Origin of the sequence: Maribacter sp. BPC-D8, from assembly GCF_035207705.1 — a bacterium.
Taxonomy (GTDB): Bacteria; Bacteroidota; Bacteroidia; order Flavobacteriales; family Flavobacteriaceae; genus Maribacter.
Map to the genome: position 1 here is coordinate 281682 of NZ_CP128187.1, position 19076 is coordinate 300757.

Genomic DNA, 19076 nt, shown 5'->3' on the forward strand with positions numbered 1-19076 from the left:
CTATATTTTTTTAGGTCAAAAAAGGTAAGAGTTCCTAAAGTAAAAAACAGCTTGCTGTTTTTTACTTTAGGACTAACCACTAGTTCACTAACCACTAGTTCACTAACCACTAGTTCACTAACCACTAGTTCACTAACCACTAGTTCACTAACCACTAGTTCACTAACCACTAGTTCACTAACCACTAATTCACTAACCGCCTAAACAAATCACACATCACAAATAGTAACTCCTTGTTTTAGTGCAGCAATTTTATCATCCCAGCTGGGTACGAATTCTTGCGCTACGTGTCCCGTATATCCGGTTTTTAAAATAGCCTTCATTACTGCAGGGTAGAAAATTTCTTGAGTTTCATCTATCTCGTGTCTACCAGGGTTTCCGCCAGTATGGTAGTGTCCGTAATATTGGTGGTAATCTTCAATATTTCTAATGATATCACCTTCCATAATTTGCATGTGGTAAATATCATAAAGCAGTTTAAAATGTTCAGAACCAATAGCTTCGCATAGCGATACGCCCCATTCAGAGGTGTCGCACATATAATCTTTATGATTTACCTTACTATTTAGCAGTTCCATCTGTAAAACTACGCCATGCTTTTCTGCCAATGGCATAAGTTTTTTAAGACCTAAAGCGCAATTTCGCAACCCGACTAAATCGTTCATTCCGTTTCTATTTCCGCTAAAACAGATCAAGTTGGTATAGCCTGCTTCTGCCACTAAGGGTATTACGCGCTCGTAATCGGCAATTAACTCCTCATGTAAAGAAAGGTCGTTAAAGCCTTTTTCTATGCCCATACCTGCACCCCAACACATAGAGGCGTGAATATTATATTTTTTAAGAAGTGGAAATTCATCTGGTCCAACTAAATCAATCGATCTGATATCTAATTCTACTAAATTTTTAAGAAAATCTTCAAAAGGGATACTTCCATAGCACCAATAACAAACACTATGGTTAATATTGTACTTTAGTTTAGCATCAGTTTCAAGGTTTTTATCGCTTGCCGCTGCTGCTGAAGTAGTTAAGAATCCGACAGAGGCAGCCGCTGAGGTTCCAATAAAATTTCTTCTTTTCATGTTAATTGAATTGTAGTTTGAGTAGTTGATTCTTTAAAGATAATTTTTTTAGATTTAAAAATGGAAATTAATCCAGATAAGCAGAAGTTAATAGAATTGGCACACTACCGAATGCCATTTGGTAAGTATAAGGGTAAGTATCTTATCGATTTACCAGAGCCATATTTGGTGTGGTTTAATCAAAAAGGATTTCCTGATGGTAAATTGGGAGATTTATTGCGTTCTATGTTAGAAATCAAAACAAACGGCTTAGAATCGATAATTCGAAAAATACAAAAACATTTTCCTAAAGAAACCCGTTAAGTTCTAACCTCAATTTGTAACTTTGTGTCCCGTAACATAGAATTCGATACATGGCACAAACCAAATACATCTTCGTTACGGGAGGCGTTACTTCATCACTAGGAAAAGGCATCATTGCTGCATCTTTGGCGAAATTACTGCAATCTCGCGGCTACAAAACTACCATTCAAAAGCTAGATCCTTACATTAATGTAGATCCAGGAACCTTAAACCCTTACGAGCATGGCGAATGTTATGTAACTGATGACGGTGCAGAAACAGATCTAGATTTAGGTCATTACGAGCGTTTTCTAAATGTTCGAACTTCTCAAGCCAACAATGTTACTACCGGTAGAATTTACCAAAGCGTAATTGAAAAAGAACGTAGAGGAGAATTTTTAGGTAAAACGGTACAAGTAGTTCCTCATATTACAAACGAAATAAAAGAACGTGTACAGCTACTAGGTAAAAGCGGTGAATATGATATCGTTATTACTGAAATTGGTGGTACGGTAGGTGATATTGAATCTTTACCATATATAGAAGCAGTTCGTCAACTTCTTTGGGAGCTAGGTGATAACAATGCTATTGTTATTCATTTAACGCTAGTACCTTATTTATCTGCTGCAGGTGAGTTAAAAACAAAACCTACGCAACACTCTGTAAAAACATTGATGGAAAGTGGTATAAAAGCCGATATTCTTGTGTGTAGAACAGAACATGAAATTTCTAACGAGATAAAAGATAAACTGGCGCTTTTCTGCAATGTAAAGCGTGAAGCGGTTATACAAAGTATCGATGCATCTACTATTTACGATGTGCCATTATTAATGCAAGAAGAAGGTTTAGACACCGTAACCTTGCAGAAATTGGCATTGCCAAATACTGTAGCTCCAGACTTAGGTCGTTGGAACGAGTTTTTGGCAAGACATAAGAATCCGAAAGATGAAGTTACTATTGGTCTAGTAGGTAAATATGTAGAACTGCAAGATTCTTATAAGTCTATTTTAGAGTCATTTATACATGCCGGAGCTGCGAACGAAGTGAAAGTAAATGTAAAATCTGTTCATTCAGAATATATTACAGCTGCGAACTGCGAAAGTAAATTAAAAGGATTGGATGCTATTTTGGTAGCACCAGGTTTTGGTGAGCGTGGTATTGAAGGTAAAGTGAAAGCTGTTGAATATGCGCGTATTAATAAAATTCCGTTTTTGGGTATCTGCTTAGGTATGCAAATGGCCGTTATTGAATATGCCCGTGATGTATTAGGACTTAAAAATGCAAATTCTACAGAGATGGATGAGAAAACTCCTGATCCTGTAATTAGCATTATGGAAGAACAAAAGACCATAACCGATAAAGGTGGTACTATGCGTTTAGGTGCGTGGGACTGTGATTTGAAAGATGGTAGTTTGGTTAAAAAAATGTACAACGGTGCTTCTCAAATATCTGAACGTCATCGTCATAGATATGAATTCAATAATGCTTATTTAGAGCAATTAGAGAATGCAGGTCTTATGGCAACAGGTTTCAATAAAGAGACTAATTTGGTTGAAATTGTAGAGTTAAAGGATCATCCTTGGTTTATTGGCGTGCAATATCACCCAGAGTATAAGAGTACCGTAGCTAATCCGCATCCATTATTTGTGGGCTTCGTTAAGGCTGCTTTAGAGCACAAAAAGTCACAAACTAATGCCACATTGGCATAAACATCATATTTGGACATATATTTGCTTTCTTAAAAATTCAAAATATTCCCAATTAATTAGAAATACCACATGGAAGAAAAGAAATTTGACGTACAATCCATAATTGGCTTCGTGCTTATCTTTGGAATACTCATCTTCATGTTTTACCAAAACCAACCAACTCCAGAAGAGTTAGAGGCAGAAAAGGCAAAGCAAGAACAAGTAGAAGCTGCGAAGGCATCAGAAGATTCAGAAATAGAAACTGTTATTAATGATGTACCACAGTTAGATTTACAAGATTCTACTGCAGTTGCCAATTACCAAGGTAAACTTGGTGCTTTTGGTTTTACAAAACCTTCTAATGATATTACTACGTTAGAGAACGATGTTCTTTTATTGAAAATCAGTAATAAAGGTGGGCAGATCGTAGAAGCGAAAATGAAACAATTCGTTACTTACGATTCTGTACCGGTTTATTTGGTAAAAGATGGTAATGCTTCTTTCGGATTAGATTTTGCAACTTCTGATAATAGAACATTGAATACTCAAGATCTGTATTTTGAGCCGACAATGACAAATGATAATGGCAACCAAGTATTGTCATTAAAAGCGAAAACTTCGAGCAATCAATATCTTGAATATAGATATGTGATTAAGCCAAATGATTATTTGGTTGACTTTACGATCAAGTCAAAAGGCTTGGATAATGTAATAAGTTCTAGCAAGCCAGTTCAATTAGATTGGAAGTTAAAAGCAATTCGTCACTCTAAAAGTATACAGTACGAGAATAGGTATACACGTTTAACTTATAATCATGAAGATGGTAAAATAAGTAAGCTTTCTGAAGGTAGTGATGATGAAGAGACTGAAGAAGATGTAAAGTGGATTTCTTATAGACAACACTTTTTTAGCAGTATTCTAGCAGCAGATCAGCCTTTTAAAAGTGGTGATCTTACTTCTGTTAATTTAGTAGAAGAAGAAAGTAGAACTTTCGGTTTTACGAAAGAATATGCATCTGCATTACCGGTAGAATTGGAAGGCGGAGAAATATCTAAAGATTTACATTGGTATTTTGGTCCTACAGATGTTGATACTTTATCTAAGTATGAAGATTTAGGTTTGGTTGATTCTATTCCTTTTGGATGGGGTATTTTCGGTTGGATCAACCGTTATGTATTTACACCTTTCTACTCTTTAATTAGCACATATTTTCCTTATGGTATTGCTATAATTATTATGACGATTTTAGTTCGTTTGGCAATGTCACCGGTTACATATAAGTCTTATTTGTCTCAAGCGAAGATGAAGGTGTTGAAGCCTGAAATTACTGAGCTAGGGGAGAAGTATAAAGACAATGCAATGAAAAAGCAGCAAGAGACCATGAAATTGTATGGTAAGGCTGGTGTGAGTCCCATGAGTGGTTGTATACCGGCAGTTATACAAATGCCTATATTTTATGCGCTATTCATGTTCTTTCCAACATCATTTGCGTTACGTCAGAAATCATTCTTATGGGCAGATGACCTTTCTTCTTTTGATACGATTTATCAATTTCCAGAAGGATTCTCTATTCCGTTTTACGGAGATCACGTTAGTTTGTTTCCAATATTAGCATCTATCGCTATATTCTTTTACATGATGATGACAACAGGTCAGAACATGCCAACACAACCAGGTATGCCGAACATGAAGTTTATCATGTACCTAATGCCTTTCATGATGTTGATTTTCTTCAATAATTATGCGAGTGGATTGAGTTTGTACTACTTTGTTTCTAATACCATTACTATCGGTATCATGCTGGTCATTAAGAATTTTATTCTCGATAATGATAAAATTCATGCCCAGATACAAGAGAACAAGAAGAAACCGAAGAAAGAAAACAAGTTCCAAAAGAAAATGCGTGAAATGATGGAACAAGCAGAAGCGCAGAAGAAAAAGTAAAAAAACTTTAGTGTTATAAAAATAAAAAGCCCTTTCAAAATTGAAAGGGCTTTTGCCATTGGTTAAGGCTTGGTTTGGTAAGATTTGGGATGTCAAAGATGTAATTAATTTAAGGTTATATAAAAAGTTAGTTGTCAAGGGTGACAAATTGTATGTTAAACGAGTGTATGATGATGTTTAGGTTTTTTTGAAATAGAATACTCTATTTAAATTGTAGCTTTTGTAAAAATATTAGGTTAGAATATTTAGATACATCGTATAAAAAATCCAAGATTGTCAAATATTGGTTAAAGCTTAAGTAACATTTTAAACGGTTATATACCTATCTGCTTTTAATGAGTAGATTTCTAAATACTATAGGCGCATCGTATTCTTAAAACTTTATATAAAAAAAGAGCCGCATTATGCGGCTCTTTAAATTTTGAAAAAGGGTATAAATTAGTTTGTTGTGTCTGGTATCATAACAGTGTCGATAGCATGTATAACACCATTATTAGCTTGAACATCAACCGCGATAATACCGATTTCTGCATTACCCGAACCATCTGTAATGGTAACATTGCCATCACCATCAATAGTAAAAGTTAAGGTGTCACCTTCTAAAGTCGCGGGAGAAACTAATCCGCTACTCAAGTCGCTAGAAACAATATTTGCGCCAGCAATAACATGATGATTTAATACAGCAGTTAACACATCTCCACTTGGTACTGCTGCTAAGTCTGCAAACGCTCCGTTAGTAGGTGCGAATACTGTAAAAGGAGCAGGTTCTGTACCTGTAGCAGTACTTAAAACACTTACAAAGTCTGGTTGACCTTCAGCAGTTAATGCGCCTACAAGAGAACTAAAGTTAGGGTCAGCTGTTGCAAAAGTTACCACATTTGGCAAATCTATAACTGTGTCTACTGCATGTATAATTCCGTTAGTAGCAACGATATCGGCTGCAGCCACAGAACTTATTCCGTTTAATGTAACGCCATCATCAACATTCACATAAATACTTAGATTATCACCATCTACATTGGTCGCGGCAGTGTTAAAATATGTATTAGAAAGACTTGCTGCATCTGCAGCTGCGCCAGAAATTACGTGGTTTGCTAAAATACTATTGATGTCATTATTTGATGGATTTGTAAAACTGTCAATAGCAGAATTTAAAGGGGCAAATACGGTAAAGTCAGTTTCTGAATCAGATAGTAATGTTGTAAAAGTTGTATTACCGTCTGCTGTCAAAGCACCTACTAAAGATGTTAAGTTAGGGTTTGCAATAGCATGATCTACGATATTAGGTAAACCTATTACAGCATCAACAATATGAACTACTCCGTTTATAGCTTTATTATCTGCAGCGGTAACAGTAGAAACACCATTAATAACAACGCCATCTTCTATATTTATAAACATACTAAGATTTGCGTCATCAGGACCCGCAGTTGAAAGAGATGAAACATATCCGGTAGACAAATCAGTAGATAAATTAGTGCCTGCAACCACATGGTTCAATAAAACTTGTGTGAGTACATCTGTCGGAATCTCATCAAGGCTGCTAAAATTATTATCCATCAAGAAAGCTTCGAAAGCTTCGTTTGTTGGTGCAAATACCGTAAAAGGACCTTCACCAGCCAATAAAGTTGGTAATTCTTCATCTGCAGCAACCAAAGCTTCTACTAATATACTTAAGCTTGGTACTGATATAGCTAAGTCGGTAATAGAAGACAATAAGACATCACTTAGTGCATCTAAGGCTTCTTGAGGAATCAATACTTTATCGATTAAATGTACTATTCCGTTTTCGGTTTCTACGTCAGCTGTAGTTACCATAGCCATTTCGTCTGCGGCATCGGTAAAAGTAACTCCATCCGCTATACTAACAGTAAGTGTTTCACCTTGTAAAGTAGTAATAGATTGTCCTTCAGTTAGATCACCAGAACTTACAGCTGCTCCAGATACCACATGATATTTTAAAATTGTAGCCAATAAGTCTTGTAATTGCTCATTGTTAAAATCATCTAATGTGTCAAATCCATCTAATCGAGCTAATAGGCTTGAAAAAGCATCATTGGTCGGTGCTAAAACTGTAAATTGACCTTCGCTACTTAAAGCTGTAATTAAATCGTTATTTGCACTTTCGTCAGCTTTTGTAAGTGCTGATACTAGAGAACTCAAAGAACTTGTTTTTTGTGCAGCCTCTACTATGTTGTCTTCTTCAACGATAATTACTGGATCATCATTGTCATCATCGCTACAAGAAGCAGCAAAAACTAACAGCATTACCATAGCTGTAGATTTTAAAATTTTACCTAGATTTTTCATTTTACAATTTTTTGTTGAACTATTTTAAAGCTAAGCTAAACAAAATATTTACATATTTAAAATAAGGATATGGTAGATATTGTTCTATTTAATTGCATTATATTGTAAAATTCACCTGATAATTGTAGATAATAAAAGGCTTTGTCTCAAATTATGATTTAAAATTGTTTAATATAAATTGGTAAAAGTTTAACATTTTTATTGACAATAAATGATTCAGCTTTAACTTTTTAAAGGTTTTTGGGAAATAAAATTATTTTTTTTGATGAGACATGTGAGTTGAAAAAAAAGTATTTCTGAAATGAAATTTTGTAATTTTGTACCGACCAAGAAGAAGAGATGAAAAAAGTAGTAATAGGACTTTCTGGAGGAGTAGATTCGAGCGTAGCAGCATACTTGCTAAAAGAGCAAGGTTATGATGTTATAGGCTTGTTTATGAAGAATTGGCATGATGATTCGGTAACGATATCAGAAGAGTGTCCGTGGTTAGAAGATAGCAACGATGCATTAATTGTAGCTGAGAAACTAGGAATACCGTTTCAAACAGTTGATTTAAGTGCGGAGTATAAAGAGCGTATAGTAGATTATATGTTTAGGGAATATGAAATGGGACGTACTCCAAACCCTGATGTACTGTGTAATAGGGAAATCAAGTTTGATGTCTTTATGAAAATTGCCATGCAATTAGGGGCAGATTATGTTGCCACAGGTCATTATTGTAGAAAAGGAACACTACATAATTCTGATGGTTCTGAAACATATCAATTACTGGCAGGAAAAGATGGTAATAAAGACCAATCTTATTTCTTATGCCAGTTATCGCAAGAGCAATTATCAAAAACATTATTTCCGATAGGGGAGTTGACCAAGCCTGAGGTAAGGGAAATTGCCAAAAAAATGGAACTGATTACTGCAGATAAAAAAGACTCACAAGGTTTATGTTTTATTGGTAAGGTTAGATTACCAGAGTTTTTACAACAACAGCTAAAACCTAAAACGGGTAAAATTGTTGAGGTTCCTGCAGCTTTTGAGAGTTATGAAAGAGCTATACCATCGTTTTCAGATAAAAGCGCTGAGTTAGAATTTTATGCAGAAAAACCGGTCTATCATTTAACTGATGGTAAAATTGTAGGTGAACACCAAGGGGCGCATTACTTTACAAAAGGGCAGCGTAAAGGGTTGCATGTAGGTGGTACAAAAGAACCGTTATTTGTCATAGATACAGATGTTAATGAAAATGTTATTTACACAGGTCAAGGCAAAGCACACCCTGGTTTGTATAGAAGAACGTTGTTTGTAAAGGACGAAGAAATACATTGGGTGCGTACAGATTTAGCTTTGAAGATTGATGAGAAACTAGAAGTAAAAGCACGTATTAGATACCGTCAAGAATTGCAAGAAGCTACTATTTATAGAGTAGAGGGTGGTATGTATGTTGATTTCAAAGAAATGCAATCTGCAATTACCGAAGGTCAATTTGTAGCATGGTATATTGAAGATGACCTTATAGGGTCGGGTGTAATTTCTTAACTAGAGAATTACATTTTAAGGTCCATAATAGTATCTTTAAAATGTGATTTTTCACTCGATAATCGAGATTTAAGTCGTTCGATCCTTGAGTCAAATTCTAAATTCAATTTTCAACATAAAGCTTTGGGTGATTACTCAGAGGTAAATTACTTCAATCATGCAAAATAGAATTACCGAACTTTTCAAGATAGAATTCCCTATTATTCAAGGAGGAATGATTTGGACCAGCGGATGGCGATTAGCTAGTGCTGTATCAAATGCCGGAGGTTTAGGAGTTATTGGTTCCGGTAGTATGTATCCTGATGTTTTGCGTGAGCATATTCAAAAATGCAAGAAGGCGACTTCGAAACCTTTTGCGGTTAATGTACCTATGTTGTATCCTGATATTGATAAATTGATGGATATTATTATAGAGGAGGATGTAAAAATTGTATTTACATCTGCAGGAAATCCGAAAACATGGACATCCATCCTAAAAGAAAAAGGAATTACTGTTGTACATGTAGTGAGTAGTTTAAAGTTTGCATTGAAAGCTCAGGAAGCCGGAGTAGATGCTATTGTTGCAGAAGGCTTTGAAGCAGGCGGACATAATGGTCGGGATGAAACAACAACTTTAGTATTAATACCTGCAGTGAAAGAAAAAATAACTATTCCTTTGATTGCGGCGGGAGGCATAGCAACAGGCAAAGCAATGTTGGCAGCGATGGTTTTAGGCGCTGACGGAGTGCAAGTAGGTAGTCGATTTGTAGCAAGTGTAGAAGCATCGAATCATACTAGCTTTAAAGAAGTTGTCGTAAATGCCAAAGAAGGTGATACTCATTTGACATTAAAAGAATTGGCACCCGTTCGTTTAGTGAAAAACAAATTTTATAACGAAGTTCAAAAAGCATACGCTGACGGAGCAACTGCCGAAGAGTTGAAAACGCTCTTAGGCAGAGGTCGTGCCAAAAAAGGCATGTTCTTAGGTGACTTAGAAGATGGCGAGCTAGAAATAGGTCAAGTATCTGCTTTAATACACGACATAAAACCGGCTGGCGAAATTGTTAAGAAGCTGATGAGTGAGTTTCAAGAGAGGAAAGCGGAACTTTCTAATTTCTGACATTATTTAAGCACCTTTCTACAAGCATTTCAATTGCATAAGTTTCATCAAATTGCCAATATGTTGTGTCAATTGCACTTGAAACTGACCATAATTGACGCATTACATAATTTTCACGTAATAATTTATCTTGTCTTATTTCTTCAAGATAAATCTCATCTAAATATTTTAAGTCTTCTAGTATTGAATTTTCTTTTTTTGAAGTTTCAAACTGAGCTAATATTTTTTTAATTTCTCTTTCAGAATATTCTTGAAGATTAAATTTTAATAGACTGTCAGTATTTGTTTGAAAATTAATTACATCTAAAAAGGTTTGATCATCTTTATATGCGATAAGTATACCAATTGCTTTTTCATCTTTAGGCATTATCATTTCTCTTTGTGTTTCATTACCAACGTAAAACGTTTTGGAGTCATTTGTTTTTAAGCGATAAAGGCTTTTTATTGAGGTATACATAACATAGCCATATGCTCTGTCAAAGGTATTTTCATTTGTAACTAAAAACTCTAAAGGCGAATATTCCCAATTTTTGGGTATTGTACCTTTGTCAATATTAATCCAGCCAGTATCGGTCAGTTCAAAACCATAACTAGTCATTCGATAGGCTTCTCTTATATTCAATAATTTTTTATAATTATTAACCAGTTCTTTAGCCTTTTTCGTTTGCTCATTATTAGCTTTAACGGCTTTGTTGCGTTGCTCTGTCAATTCATTTTTAACTAATTGCAATCTATTTTCATAATAACTTTTTAAGAGTAGTAAGTTTTTATTAGGAACTTTTATTTTAGTCCATTTTTGAGATGCAAATTTTTCAAAATCTTCTTGATAAACATTATCGTCTAATAAGCTAGCAGTAATACTGTCAAGTTCCCATAAATTCTTGTCAAGATTTTGTGCATAAATATCGATGATATCACTTCGGCAAATTTTAAACATGACTTTAAGCCTTTCTTCAAATTGTTTTGTGGCAATTAATGTATTTTGAAACTGATTATTTTTTATTGCTTTAATTGCAGCTGGATCAACTCCATAGTTAACTAAATTGTCAAATTTTGAGTAGTGTGTTGAATCTAATTCTGTTTCATTTACTTTATCATAATAGGATTCGCTAAAATTTGTATCTGGTACAGTTTCTTCTATAATTTCATTTCCAGTTTTAAAGTATAGGCTATAATATAAACTATCAACGAACTTTTCATTCACTTTCTGGTGATTAAGAAAAGGCATTTCTTTTTCTAATGTTTCAACAAATCCGTCAGGTAAAAAGTCTAACGTAAACAAATCTAAAGGAATAAGATAATTTTCTATCGGAATGGGATTTACCCAATTCATATTCCCATTCTTATCTCGAAAACCTTTGTAAACAGACATTCCTGATTTTCGATTGGTAGTAGGGATTTCTACATATACAGGCTTTTCAGGATTCACAAATAGTTGTCTGCCTTTAGCGGTTGCATTAAAGTAAATCATTCCATCAGTCTCTAAAAGCTTTCCGTTTGATGTAGTAGTTAGATTGCTTAAAACCATCTCATCTATGGTAAGCGCTTCAGTAAGTTCTATTTGAATATTTTCTGTGACAATATTATCATCAGAATCTAAAAAACTTCCTTTTTGAAATACGATTGTGGTTCCATTCTCGCCAGAAATTACGGTATCATTTTTAGCATCAATTTTAAAATATTGACTCGAAGTAATAGTATTTTTAAATGGGTCTTCTTGATGATTTTTAACTATAAAATCTGGTTTGGGATTACATTGAAGAAAAGAAAATAATAAAACCGAAAAGCCTAAAACTAATAAAATACCTTTTTTCATAAGAGTGGTTTAAAAGCAGGTTATAAGCGTTAAAAGTGTATTTGGAGTAATGTAGCATTCTTAATTAACATGCCATAAATAAAATGTGTTTCACCTTTGTGACTTAGAAGATGGCGAACTAGAAATAGGTCAAGTATCTGCTTTGATACACGACATAAAACCGGCTGGTGATATTGTTAAGGAGCTGATGAGTGAGTTTCAAGAGAGGAAAGCAGAACTTTCCTCTTTATGATATAAAACCTTATAGTTCATTTACTACTTTATTATCCTTTTAAAGTGGAAAGGTATTCCACAAGATCTCGAAGTTCTCTTCTAGAAATCATACGACCCATTGCTGGCATAGCAGACATTGAGTTTTCTCTTCTGGCAATTCTTTTTAAAGGAATTTCTAAAGGTTCGGCTTCAGATGTTCTTAATAATAAGTGGTCATTGTTTTCTTCAATTAAAACACCTTGCACTTTTTGTCCATCTTTTAATGTAATGGTCACGGTACCATAACCAGGTGCCAATCTCAAACTTGGTTCAATAAGAGCTTCAAGTAGTTGTTCTCGACTTAATATATTACCGATGTTGTCTAAAGCCGGTCCCACTTCACCACCTGAGCCATTTACTGCATGACAACGAACACACTGCGCCGTTGGGTTATTATTGAAAACAGATCTGCCAGTCCACCATTTACCACCATAAAGAGTTTCTTGAAAAGAATCGGCGGAGTAGCCAGATTTTTTAAGTTTATCTAGTTTAGCAATTAGAGCGGTATTTTCAGTTGCTTTTACCGACTCTATTAAATCTAAAAAGATACCCTGTTTTAATTGGTCTTTACTGGCTTTATCAATTAAGCTAGCTAAAATAGCATTACTTTTTTCATCAGGTAAATCACCTAAAACACTAAGTACTCTTTGTTGTTCAGAAACAGAACCTTTCTTGAAAATTGGATCAATAATGGCGGGTAATTTCTCTTTAGGTAAATTCAGTTGACCCAATAAACCTACAGCAGCAGTACGCACTTCTTCATTTCTATCTTGCATACCAATAGACATCGCAGCTTCCATTTTATCGAAATTTAATTGACCTAAGGCATTAAGTACAGCAGATCTTACTTCAGGAGATTTATTAGATTTAAATATATAATACAGGTCATTATTATAAGAGTTCATACCGATTGCGCTCAAAGTTTTTGAGATACCGATTAAAATTTCAGGCTGACGCTCTTTCAGAAAAGAGGGAATATCTTTTTTGATTTTTTCTTCTAGCTTACTGTTTTTTCTAATGATTTCTCCTCTATATCTGCCATCTACACGGTCTAAAAGAGAAGGGTTGTTCCAAGTACCTAAAGCCGCAAGCGCTTCGCCACGTAAATCGCTAGACACATTTCTACGTTTGGCAAAATTAATGAGCATATCTAATTGGTCATCGCCACCAACACGTAATGCAGCATTAATTGCTCTACGTAACAAAGGTTCAGATTTGAATTTTTCGTTTGTCAGTATCGAAGCCAATGCCGGTAAAGCTGCTTCGATAGAAAGGTCATCATTTATGGCACGAGCAGTTTCTGTTACAATATATTCGTCTTCATCAGAAAGAAATATAGAAATTTTAGGCTCTTGTAGTTTTCTTAATGCCATAACGGCGGCAATACGTAAACTTCTATTTTCGCTAGTGGCAAGTGCTAACAAAGGTTCAGCGTTACCTATTCTTGACAGTGCTAATACAGCGGCATGTCTCAAGTAAAGGTCTTGGTCATTATTAGCTTCAATCATAGCCAAGAGAGGCGCTATGGCATCTTCATATTTTAATCTGCCCAATGCTTGTGCGGCAAAGAATTTAACTCGGTCATTTTCATGGGTAGTTAATGATACAAGACTGTCGGCAGCTTTTTCATATTTTAAATCGCCCAATACTTTTACACTTTGAGCTATAATTTCAGGATCACTATCACTTAATAAATTAAGTAATGGTTTAGCTTCATCTGTATCATTTGCGGCTATTTGACCAATACCCCAAATGGCGTGAATACGCGCAAATTGGTTTTCTTCTTCTGTTATCGCTTTTTCTAAAGCCCTGTAGCCCCAAAATGTTCTTTTAGCAAGTTCAAACTGTGCTTTTTGGCGAATTCTCATATCGCCGTATGATAACAAACTAACCAAACTATCATTCTTTTCATCCTTATAATTATGGGTCATTAGTTGTTGGGTTTTTAAACGTTCTTGTGCAAGATCATTGGTTTCTTCGTTAACGTCTAATTTCCATACTCTACCATAATTTTTAGTTCCCCAACCATTTACCCAATCAGCGAGGTATAAGGCACCATCAGGTCCGAAATCTATTCCTGTAGGTAATATTCCCGATAAAATAGATTCATCTGAGTTCAGTTCAAAAGAAGCGCCTTTTGGTTTTAAATCGAACGACCAAATATGCGATCTAGTAGGGTCGCCTACAAATTCAACCAAAAAGAATTTATCCATCCATTTTTTACCAAGGGCGGTACCAGGGTTATATTGCATTCCGGTAGGTCCGTTATGAAAATTTTGAATTGGAGGCATGATGTATGCGGCTTGACCTTCCCAACGTGGAGTGAATAATTTTTCATCCATCCAAACATTATAACCATTGTTTTTAGGGTCGGTATATTTACCATATTGCCAATTTGCTCTCCATCCGGCATCAGAACCTTCTACGATATGCACCAAACGTTCACTTTCACCTTTATGATCGCCATCATTATCTGAAGAAATAATATTTCCGTAGGCATCAAAAACAAATTCGTGGGTATTACGGAGTCCGTGTGCAAAAACTTCAAAATCGGTACCATCAGGATTACTTCTAACAATGATACCTTCATTTGGGAATTTATGATTTTCACCAGCTACAGTGGTAATATTGGCTCCTATATCACCAATTCCCCAATATATTTTACCATCAGGACCTTCGATAGCACCAGACATACCATGACCACTAAATCCAATATGTACAGCAAAACCATCGGCAATGCTTGTTTTTTCATCTAAAATTTTATCACCGTTTGTATCTGTAAGTCGATACATACCCGGACCAATACCAACAAAAATAGCTTCATCTCTAACTAAAAGTGCACCCGCTACATCATTTATTTCATCACTGAAATCGTTCATAATTTGAGTAGAAACATCGGCTATACCATCTTTATCGGTATCTTCTAACATCCAAATTTCATCTTGTTCAACGGCAAGATCATGCCAGTCGTGAATGCTATCGTTATTTAAATCGGGAAACCATTCATTTTCTTTACTAAGCTCAGGAGCAAAGGTTTTGTGTAGAAAAGCTCTTCTGTCTTCAACAGATTCTAAGGCAATAGATTCGGTCATCCAATCTCTATGACCTCGAATATCAAATTCAGAGTTTTTATTTCTGTTAGATCGGGTAATGTATACATTGCCATCATCATCAATATCCATCGCAATAGGATCGGGTGCCAAAGAATCTGATGCCCATAAACTTAATACTAGTCCGTCAGCAACTTTTGCAGGTACGGTCTCTCTGGCGATTTTAGCCATTTCAATTAAGTCTGTACTGTCTTGTTGAATAGTTAAAGGAATTTCAACAGGTTTTTTATTTATGCATGAAACAGATAGAAATAGTAGCGATACTATTCCTAAAAGGAATTTTTTGAGGAATGTCATTGTTGTTTGGTTGAATTGAACTTTAAATGTACCAAATAATATAGATAATCAATAATGAAATGAAGGACTGATTAAATTATTAACATCATAATATTTAAAGGTCTTTTTATAGGATATAGAAAGATTTAGTTCTTTGTTAGGATACTGTATTTAAAACTTCTTTTATATTTGATTACTTATCAAACCAAAATAATATGAATACTACTAAAACAACATTAGTTTTCCTTTTACTTGCAGTTTTTAGCTTAAATGTAACTCAAGCGCAGGAAGGACATCCTCTAGAAGGAAAATGGAATTTAACAATTAATCAAGAAGGAGAAAAATTACCATCTTGGTTAGAAATTAGACATTCAGGTACCAATACATTAATCGGTCGATTTACCTATGCTTTTGGTAGCGCAAGACCAGTAGCGGAAATTGAAAAGCATGGTGAATTGTTTTCCTTTGAAATTCCGCCACAATGGGAGCCAGGGGCTTCTAATATGGAATTTGAGGGAAAAATTGTAGGTGACGGATTAGCAGGAACCATGATTTATGTAGATGGAAAAACCTATAATTGGACAGCTACCAAATCGCCTAAGCTTCCGTATTATAAAAATGCAAAAGAAGGTAAGACGGTTAAACTATTTAATGGTAAGAATTTAAATGGATGGGTGATGAAACCTGGCAATCAATGGGCAGTTTTAGATGGTATACTTACAAGTGCTAAACCTGGAGTAAATTTAATATCCGAAGAAAAATTCAATGATTTTAAATTGCATGCAGAATTTAGATACCCAGAAGGTAGTAATAGTGGTATGTATTTAAGAGGGCGTTATGAAGTACAGATTGCTGATAATATAGGTTTGGAACCTTCGTCTATTTATTTTGGAGGAATCTATGGTTTACTTACGCCAAATGAAAATGCGGCTATGAAAGCAGGGGAGTGGCAAACGTATGATATTACCTTAATAGGAAGAAGGGTAACTATTGTAGCTAACGGAAAGACCGTAATTTCAAATCAGAATATTGAGGCGATGACCGGTGGTGCTTTAGATAATAATGAAGCTGAAGCCGGATCAATAATGATACAAGGTGACCATGGACCAGTAGAATTTAGAAAGTTAGAAATTACACGTTTAAGTAAAGGATAGTTTTAGAAGATATGCTTAATAAAAAAGCCTCCATTTCTGGAGGCTTTTTTTTATTCACTTTAGTTGATTTCAGTAATAATAGCCAAGGCTCTTACTTCTTCATCTTTATTAACAAAGATTTCGACCAACTCAGGTAAAGGAGTGCCAAAACCTGCCAGGCGTGCAGATTCGGTTTCGTCTTTAAGAATAGGTTCAATGTTATTTTCTTTTAATGCAAGTTCTACGCGCTGCGCTTCTATGCTATTGCCACCGAATACTTTTATATAGTTTGAATCCATAATAATTAATTTAAATTTTTAGTTGCGTCTTTAATATAGGTATTAAAGTTTTTAAAAGTGTTTGTTAAAATTTCAATTTGTTCTTGTGCTTCTGCCCAATTTTTTTGTTCGATAGCTTCTCTTACTCCTGGTAACGTTTTTACACCGTAACCCGTGTAAAAACCTGGTGCGTAAATTTGATGTTTGAACCATGGTCTGCGAGGTAAGCCTTTCTCTGATGTAAGCATCTGTTCCGCTTTCATTAAACGCTTATTGAGCTCTTCTAACGATTTTTTAGATAGGCTAATCGTGTTGATTTTTTCAAACTCAGTAATAGTTTCATTCAGTATCACCAATTCATTTTGCAAAGGTGAAAAATCTATATAAGGTATGAGTTCTTTTTTGGTAGGCGTTTTAACTTTTTTAGTTGGGTCTGCCGCTAATGCATATGAGTTTAGAGAAACCATCTTATTATGTTTTAAAACCTCTTTACGCATACTTTCTGTTTCATCAATAATTTCAGTTAAGTAATTTGAAATAGTCGAATGCCATTGCGAGAAGTTCAACGGAATAACATCTGCATTTGCTAAACGTAAGGTGATTAGACCTGCAGTATTCGCCAAAGCAACGCCATAGGCAAACTCTGGATCTTTAAATCTTTTGTAATGTGGATAGGTATCGTAAATGGTATGATATTCTCCACCACCATTTTCCCCGCCAAAACCAAGGTTCAATGCAGCAATTCCAGCATGTTGAATAAACGGAGTGTAATCAGAGCCCGAGCCTAATGCATAAAGATTAAAAGAGTCATCACCACCGTTAACCATGTTCGCAGCAATTCTACGATCTTTTATCGATACTTTCGTTTGTGGATCAACAACGGTGCCCGCTACCTCGCTAACCATAGCCTGTAGTGAATGTGATCCGCCGGCGCCTAAGAATCCGCGTCCATTACCGTCAGTATTAATATAGGCAACTACCTTTTCTTGTAATTCTTTTTTATGATCTTCTACCCATTCTGTAGAACCTATTAATCCTGGTTCTTCGGCATCCCATGCGCAGAATACCAAGGTACGTTTTGGCTTTTGTCCTTTTTTAGCAAGTTCACCAATAGCGCGAGCTTCTTCCATCAGGGCGACCAAACCACTAATTGGATCATTGGCACCATGTACCCATGCATCATGGTGATTACCACGCATAACCCACTGATCTGGGAATTCAGTTCCTTTTAAAGTAGCAATAACGTTATGGGCAGGTACCAGTTTCCAGTCGAATGTAAGTTTTAAATGAACCTTTGCCGGTCCTGGTCCTATATGATAAGTTATTGGCAATCCACCTCGCCATGATTCTGGCGCAACGGTACCGTCTAAGGCAGATAAAAGCGGAAGTGCATCTTCGTATGAAATTGGCAAAACAGGAATTTTTGTAATAGTCGGTGCATCTTTTCTGTCCAACCTTTTAGCATCTTTTGTAGCTGCATAACCAGGGGTCAATACATCGCCTGGGTATGTAGGCATATCCATCACCGAACCACGTTGTACTCCGGTTTTATTCTTGTACGCACCTTTTGGGTAGACATCTCCTTGTCCGTAGCCATCATCTTCTGGGTCAGAGTAAATAATACAACCAATAGCTCCTTTTTCGGCAGCTAATTTTGGTTTAATACCACGCCAAGACCCTTGGTATTTTGCAATCACAATTTTGCCTTTTACGCTGATGCCAAGTTTTTCTAATTCTTCGTAATCTTTCGGAATTCCGTAATTAACGAAAACTAATTCTGCTTCAACATCACCATCGGTAGAGAAAGCATTATAGCTCGGTAATAAGGCATCACCTTGAGCGGTAAAAGGATCTCCTTCTACTGGTACAGCTGTTAATTTTGCCTTGTATTGAGTAGGACCGGTTAATTCTAACACCCTTTCTGTCGGATAAGGAAATAGAATTTGATAGGTCTCTATTTTGGTGTCGTAACCCCAAGACTCAAATTGACTTTTGATCCATTTTGCATTTTTTTCTCCGAATTTGGTACCTACCCAATGAGGTTCGGCAGCCATTTTTTGCATCCATTCATCAAGGTTTGTTGCATTTAATTTTTCTTCAAAACTTTTTTCTAGTTGCAGTTGTTTGTTAGTATTCTCGGAAGAAAATCCGATAATTGAATTTTGTGAATATCCGTTGAGGACCAATAAAAGAAAGAGGGTGGTGAGTAATTGTTTCATAATAAAATATAGTTGTTGAGGTTTAATTAGTTTAGGTTTTAGTAATAGTGAACACCAATT

General features: G+C 35.4%; 13 protein-coding genes. 7 read left to right on the top strand and 6 right to left on the bottom strand.

The features are described 5' to 3' along the window. Positions 1–209: 209 nt before the first annotated feature. Entirely contained in the window at positions 210–1079 is an 870-nt protein-coding gene (locus QSV08_RS01150; protein ID WP_324025810.1) for a hydroxypyruvate isomerase family protein, read from the bottom strand. A gap of 60 nt (positions 1080–1139) precedes the next feature. Here QSV08_RS01150 and QSV08_RS01155 point away from each other — a divergent pair, with 60 nt between their 5' ends. The 3 genes from QSV08_RS01155 (at position 1140) to yidC (ending at position 4993) form a co-directional block, all read left to right on the top strand. Next, entirely contained in the window at positions 1140–1382 is a 243-nt protein-coding gene (locus QSV08_RS01155) for a DUF3820 family protein (protein WP_133689005.1), read from the top strand. Positions 1383–1432: 50 nt separating this feature from the next. Next, on the top strand, positions 1433–3070 hold the full coding sequence (locus QSV08_RS01160; protein ID WP_324025812.1) for a CTP synthase: 1638 nt from the start codon (positions 1433–1435) through the stop codon (positions 3068–3070). A 69-nt stretch (positions 3071–3139) separates the two neighbouring features. Further along, positions 3140–4993 carry a membrane protein insertase YidC gene (gene yidC, locus QSV08_RS01165; protein ID WP_324025814.1) on the top strand — a complete coding sequence of 618 codons (1854 nt, stop codon included), beginning with the start codon at positions 3140–3142 and terminating at the stop codon, positions 4991–4993. A 438-nt stretch (positions 4994–5431) separates the two neighbouring features. Here yidC and QSV08_RS01170 read toward each other — a convergent pair whose 3' ends face one another. Beyond that, positions 5432–7303 (bottom strand): fasciclin domain-containing protein, encoded by a 1872-nt coding sequence (locus QSV08_RS01170; protein ID WP_324025816.1) that lies wholly within the window; start codon positions 7301–7303, stop codon positions 5432–5434. Positions 7304–7642: 339 nt separating this feature from the next. Between QSV08_RS01170 and mnmA the strand changes: the two genes are divergently transcribed. Next, the gene (mnmA, locus tag QSV08_RS01175; RefSeq protein ID WP_324025818.1) at positions 7643–8833 is read left to right on the top strand and encodes a tRNA 2-thiouridine(34) synthase MnmA; all 1191 of its coding nucleotides are present in this window, start codon (positions 7643–7645) and stop codon (positions 8831–8833) included. A 157-nt stretch (positions 8834–8990) separates the two neighbouring features. After that, positions 8991–9932 carry an NAD(P)H-dependent flavin oxidoreductase gene (locus QSV08_RS01180; RefSeq protein ID WP_324025820.1) on the top strand — a complete coding sequence of 314 codons (942 nt, stop codon included), beginning with the start codon at positions 8991–8993 and terminating at the stop codon, positions 9930–9932. On the opposite strand, the gene QSV08_RS01185 is transcribed toward QSV08_RS01180, so the two are convergent. Next, on the bottom strand, positions 9922–11748 hold the full coding sequence (locus tag QSV08_RS01185; protein ID WP_324025822.1) for a hypothetical protein: 1827 nt from the start codon (positions 11746–11748) through the stop codon (positions 9922–9924). The genes QSV08_RS01180 and QSV08_RS01185 overlap by 11 nt on opposite strands. A gap of 85 nt (positions 11749–11833) precedes the next feature. On the opposite strand from QSV08_RS01185, the gene QSV08_RS01190 reads away from it, so the two are divergent. After that, positions 11834–11980 carry a hypothetical protein gene (locus tag QSV08_RS01190; RefSeq protein ID WP_324025824.1) on the top strand — a complete coding sequence of 49 codons (147 nt, stop codon included), beginning with the start codon at positions 11834–11836 and terminating at the stop codon, positions 11978–11980. 31 nt (positions 11981–12011) lie between these two features. On the opposite strand, the gene QSV08_RS01195 is transcribed toward QSV08_RS01190, so the two are convergent. After that, the gene (locus QSV08_RS01195; protein ID WP_324025826.1) at positions 12012–15407 is read right to left on the bottom strand and encodes a HEAT repeat domain-containing protein; all 3396 of its coding nucleotides are present in this window, start codon (positions 15405–15407) and stop codon (positions 12012–12014) included. A 194-nt stretch (positions 15408–15601) separates the two neighbouring features. Here QSV08_RS01195 and QSV08_RS01200 point away from each other — a divergent pair, with 194 nt between their 5' ends. Next, complete coding sequence (locus tag QSV08_RS01200) at positions 15602–16540, top strand: 3-keto-disaccharide hydrolase (RefSeq protein WP_324025828.1); 939 nt, start codon at positions 15602–15604, stop codon at positions 16538–16540. A 59-nt stretch (positions 16541–16599) separates the two neighbouring features. Here QSV08_RS01200 and QSV08_RS01205 read toward each other — a convergent pair whose 3' ends face one another. Beyond that, entirely contained in the window at positions 16600–16818 is a 219-nt protein-coding gene (locus QSV08_RS01205; protein WP_324025830.1) for a putative signal transducing protein, read from the bottom strand. Positions 16819–16823: 5 nt separating this feature from the next. Continuing rightward, the gene (locus tag QSV08_RS01210) at positions 16824–19016 is read right to left on the bottom strand and encodes a transferrin receptor-like dimerization domain-containing protein (protein ID WP_324025832.1); all 2193 of its coding nucleotides are present in this window, start codon (positions 19014–19016) and stop codon (positions 16824–16826) included. Positions 19017–19076 lie beyond the last annotated feature (60 nt).